Origin of the sequence: Mycobacterium sp., assembly GCF_035603715.1 — a bacterium.
In the GTDB taxonomy this organism is placed as follows: Bacteria; Actinomycetota; Actinomycetes; order Mycobacteriales; family Mycobacteriaceae; genus Mycobacterium.
The window spans coordinates 1-4,145 of the sequence record NZ_DATNJW010000536.1 but is presented as its reverse complement, the minus strand read 5'-3'; the positions used below and the strand labels follow the sequence as shown (position 1 = coordinate 4,145).

General features: G+C 64.5%; 5 protein-coding genes and 1 pseudogene. 3 read left to right on the top strand and 3 right to left on the bottom strand.

What is annotated here, in order from left to right:
• Positions 1 to 27: 27 nt before the first annotated feature.
• Positions 28 to 1,290, bottom strand: a complete 1,263-nt coding sequence (locus VN856_RS22260; protein WP_325693036.1) for a cytochrome P450 — start codon at positions 1,288 to 1,290, stop codon at positions 28 to 30.
• A gap of 250 nt (positions 1,291 to 1,540) precedes the next feature.
• On the opposite strand from VN856_RS22260, the gene VN856_RS22255 reads away from it, so the two are divergent.
• Complete coding sequence (locus VN856_RS22255) at positions 1,541 to 1,978, top strand: hypothetical protein (protein ID WP_325693033.1); 438 nt, start codon at positions 1,541 to 1,543, stop codon at positions 1,976 to 1,978.
• A 22-nt stretch (positions 1,979 to 2,000) separates the two neighbouring features.
• Positions 2,001 to 2,219, top strand: coding sequence for a hypothetical protein (locus VN856_RS22250; protein ID WP_325693030.1), 219 nt, complete (start codon positions 2,001 to 2,003; stop codon positions 2,217 to 2,219).
• On the opposite strand, the gene VN856_RS22245 is transcribed toward VN856_RS22250, so the two are convergent.
• Both VN856_RS22245 and VN856_RS22240 read right to left on the bottom strand, forming a co-directional pair.
• Positions 2,220 to 3,350 (bottom strand): nitronate monooxygenase family protein, encoded by a 1,131-nt coding sequence (locus VN856_RS22245; protein ID WP_325693027.1) that lies wholly within the window; start codon positions 3,348 to 3,350, stop codon positions 2,220 to 2,222.
• A 114-nt stretch (positions 3,351 to 3,464) separates the two neighbouring features.
• Positions 3,465 to 3,938, bottom strand: coding sequence for a hypothetical protein (locus VN856_RS22240; protein ID WP_325693024.1), 474 nt, complete (start codon positions 3,936 to 3,938; stop codon positions 3,465 to 3,467).
• Positions 3,939 to 4,025: 87 nt separating this feature from the next.
• Between VN856_RS22240 and VN856_RS22235 the strand changes: the two are divergent.
• Positions 4,026 to 4,145 (top strand): annotated as a pseudogene (locus VN856_RS22235) (3-alpha-hydroxysteroid dehydrogenase); the annotation flags it as partial.

Sequence of the window (4,145 nt, the reverse complement as noted above, 5' to 3'; positions counted from 1 at the left end):
TGCTTTGTGTGACGGCATAGCCGTAGCCTAATGCGCGACAGGGTGTTTCGCTGAGGCATCGCTGTGGTAATCGACCTGCCAGTGTTTGATGCCGTTGAGCCAGCCTGAGCGGAGGCGTTCCGGTGTGCCGATCGACTCCAGGTCGGGCATGGCGTCGGCGATCGCGTTGAACATCAGGTCGATGGTCATTCGCGCCAGGTTGGCTCCGATGCAGTAGTGCGCACCGGTTCCGCCGAAGCCCACGTGCGGGTTGGGGTCACGCAGGATATTGAAGGTGAACGGGTCGTCGAACACCTCCTCGTCGAAATTGGCTGAGCGATACACCATTACGACGCGCTGACCCTTCTTGATCTGCACGCCGGACAGCTCGTAGTCCTCGAGCGCGGTCCGTTGGAACGACGTGACCGGCGTGGCCCACCGGACGATCTCGTCCGCGGCGGTGGCCGGACGCTCCTTCTTGTACAGCTCCCACTGATCGGGGAAGTCGGTGAATGCCATCATGCCCTGGGTGATCGAGTTGCGCGTGGTCTCATTACCGGCGACGGAAAGCAGGATGACGAAGAAACCGAACTCGTCGTCGGAGAGCTTGTGACCGTCGACGTCGGCCTCGATCAGCTTGGTGACGATGTCTTCACCGGGGTTCGCGGCCCGGTCGGCGGCCATTTGCATGGCGTACATGATCAGTTGGATCGAGGCATCTATCGCGTCGTTGTTCTCGAACTCGGGGTCCTGGTCGCCGACCATCTGGTTGGACCAGTGGAACAGCTTCATCCGGTCTTCCTGCGGCACACCCAGCAGGCCGGCGATGGCTTGCAGCGGAAGCTCGCAGGACACCTGTTCGACGAAGTCGCCGGATCCCTGAGCCGCTGCGGTTTCCACGATCTGCCGCGCCCGCTCGCGGAGATCGTCGCGAAGCCGCTCGACGGCCCGCGGCGTGAAGCCGCGCGAGATGATCTTGCGCAGATGAGTGTGCTGCGGCGCGTCCATGTTGAGCAGGACGAACTTGCCCCGTTCGATCTGGTCGCCGACCGTGCCGTCCTTATAGCGCGGCAGCGCCGTCTTCTGCAGGCTGGAGAAGACGTCGCTGCGCCGCGAAATCTCCTTGACGTCTTTGTGTTTGGACACCACCCAAAAGCCGCCGTCGTCGAATCCGCCCACCCCCGACGGCTGCTCGTTCCACCAGATCGGCGCGGTCCGTCGCAGCTCGGCCAGTTCCTCGACCGGGAGTCGCTCGGCGTGGACGTCGGGGTCGGTGAAATCGAATCCGGAAGGAAGATTCGGAGTCGGCATCAGTGGCACTCCTATGAGTGAATACGACTTGGATATGACGAGTTCTGGCCCAGTAAATCATCGCGACAGCCGAGATGGAACGGCTTCTCGACGTTTCGCCGATGATGGATTGGAACGTGTTCTCGCCCCGGGCCCCGATGAGTTTCGGGCGCGCGAAACCGCCTTGTGGCCCCGGGAGCACTGACTATGCTTGCCTGCAGGTCACGGGCCCGTGGGATGGCCCTGATTACGTAACACCGAAGGTGGGGTCATGATTCGCGAACTGCTCATCGCCACAGCGATCGCCGGTGCGACTGTCGGCTTGGCCCCGGCCGCCGTCGCCGACAACGGGCACTACGACGGCGATGTGCCGGGCATGAACTACGACGCGTCGCTGGGTGCGCCGTGCGACAACTACCAGCGGTTCATCTTCGGGCGCGGGCCCGGCGGTCAGGCCGAGGCATGCCACTTCATCATCAACCAGTTCCCGGCAGCGGAGACGGGGTACTGGGTGATCACCTATCCGCTGTACGGGGTGCAGCAGGTCGGAGCCAAGTGCGACAACCCGCGGGGATCGTCGGCCCAGTCGCCTGACGGGCAGCCGATGCTCTGCACCGAACACGGCTGGCAGATCGGTCAGTTGACCGGCGGCGGGGCCCCGAACGGCGCCGGCGGAGGCTTCCCCTCCGACACGGGCGTCACCCACTGATCACAGGACTTAGGAGATAGCCATGGCCTTCAGGCCGAAAGACGCCATCGACGCCGCCCGGGACATCGTGCAGAACGCTGTCGAGCGGTCATCGGACATCGTCGAGAACGCCGGTCACATCATCAAAGGTGACATCGCCGGCGGCACCGGCGACATCGTCCACAACTCGCTGGACATCGCCACGTACGCCGTCGAGCGGACCAAAGAGGTCTTCACCGGCCCGCCGGACGACGAGGAGTAATCAGACGGAAGCGGCCTCGTTCAGCTCGTCGAGCCGGTTCGTCGCTTCCAGGTACTCCTGCACCCACCGTTCGATGACGGTCGACGTCTTCTCTACTTTGGAGAACTGCCCGACGACCTGACCGACCGGATTGAACGCGACGTCGACGGACTCGTTGGGGAACCTGTTGGTCGCCCGCACCGCCATGCCCGAAACCATGTACTGCAAGGGCATTCCGAGCGGCTTCGGGTTGTCCGGGGCTTCCCACGCCTCGGTCCAGTCGTTGCGCAGCATCCGGGCCGGCTTGCCGGTGAACGAGCGGCTCCGCACGGTGTCGCGGCTGCCGGCCTTGACGTACGCGGCCTGCTGAACCGGGGTGTTCGAGGACTCCTCGACCATCAACCACTGCGACCCGGTCCACGCGCCCTGGCAGCCCAACGCCAGAGCCGCGGCGATCTGCTGGCCGCTGCCGATGCCACCCGCGCCGAGGACGGGAACCGGTGCGACCTCCTTGACGACCTGAGGCCACAACACAATTGAGCCCACCTCGCCGCAGTGGCCGCCGGCCTCGCCGCCCTGCGCGATGATGATGTCGATGCCGGCGTCGGCATGCTTGCGGGCCTGTGAGGGGGAGCCGCACAGCGCGGCGACCTTGAGCCCGGCGTCGTGGATGTGCTTGATCATGTCCGGCGGCGGGGTGCCGAGCGCGTTGGCGATCATCTTCACCTTCGGGTGCTTCAGCGCCACCTCGACCTGAGGAGTGGCCGTCGCCTCGGTCCAGCCGAGCAATTGCAGGCTGTCGCCGTCGCTGTCCTCGATGGGCACGCCGTGGTCGGCGAGGATCTTCTTGCCGAAGTCCAGGTGCTCCTGGGGCACCATTTTGCGCAGCGACTCGGCAAGGTCCTCGGCGGACAGGTGCGAGTCCATGCCCTCGTACTTATTGGGGATCACGATGTCGACCCCGTATGGGTGGTCGCCGATGTTCTCGTCGATCCACTTGAGCTCGATCTCGAGCTGTTCGGGAGTGAAGCCGACCGCACCCAGCACACCGAATCCGCCGGCCTTGCTCACCGCGACGACGACATCGCGGCAGTGCGTGAAGGCGAAGATCGGAAACTCGATGCCGAGTTCATCGCAGATGGGAGTGTGCATGCGTGGTCCTTACCTGGTTGCTTACAGCGCCGTAGGCGAACTGGAACGTGTTCTAGTTTAGTACGGATCCGGTCGGCTGTGACCACCCGGGCGGGAGCGCTTTGCGTGGACCGGTCAAACCACGGCGTCGTGGACCAGCCAGAGCACCAGAAACGCTGAGATGCAGACCGCGCAAGCCAGATGATCACGCCAGATGGACCGCGCCAGGGCGGTTTGGGTGCTTGGGCTGCCAGAACGGCTGCCTAGTCGAACGGCATTGGGCACGGTATGCGTCGCGGCCAGCAGGATCGGCGCGCCTGCCAGCAGAGTCGACGCCGCTACCAGCCAGCCCGGGTCGTGCCCTCGGACCGCCCGCAACCCCAAAGCGCCCAGTAACACGACCATAACCACGGCGATGAGGTGGCTCATCGGTCGGGATTCGGTGACCGCACGCCGGTAGTAACGCGCGATGGAATCCAGCACTGAATCAGGCAGTTCATCGCCGGGATGCCGGTCCGCGAGGACCTGCGCGTCGAACATGAGGTCCATCCACAGCACGGCGAAGAGGAATCCGCCGCAGGCGGTCAGTAGGGGGGTCGTAACGCTCATCGTGTGATTGTTTCCCACTTCACGATCGCCGTAGGGCCGGTGGAACAAGTTCTAATTTCATCCCCCGCTGCGGTAGCGTGACGCGGCATGGGACGCGTGGACGGAAAAGTTGCATTGATCAGCGGCGGCGCTCGGGGGATGGGCGCCGCCCACGCTCGCGCACTGGTCGGCGAGGGCGCGAAGGTCGTGATCGGCGACATCCTCGAC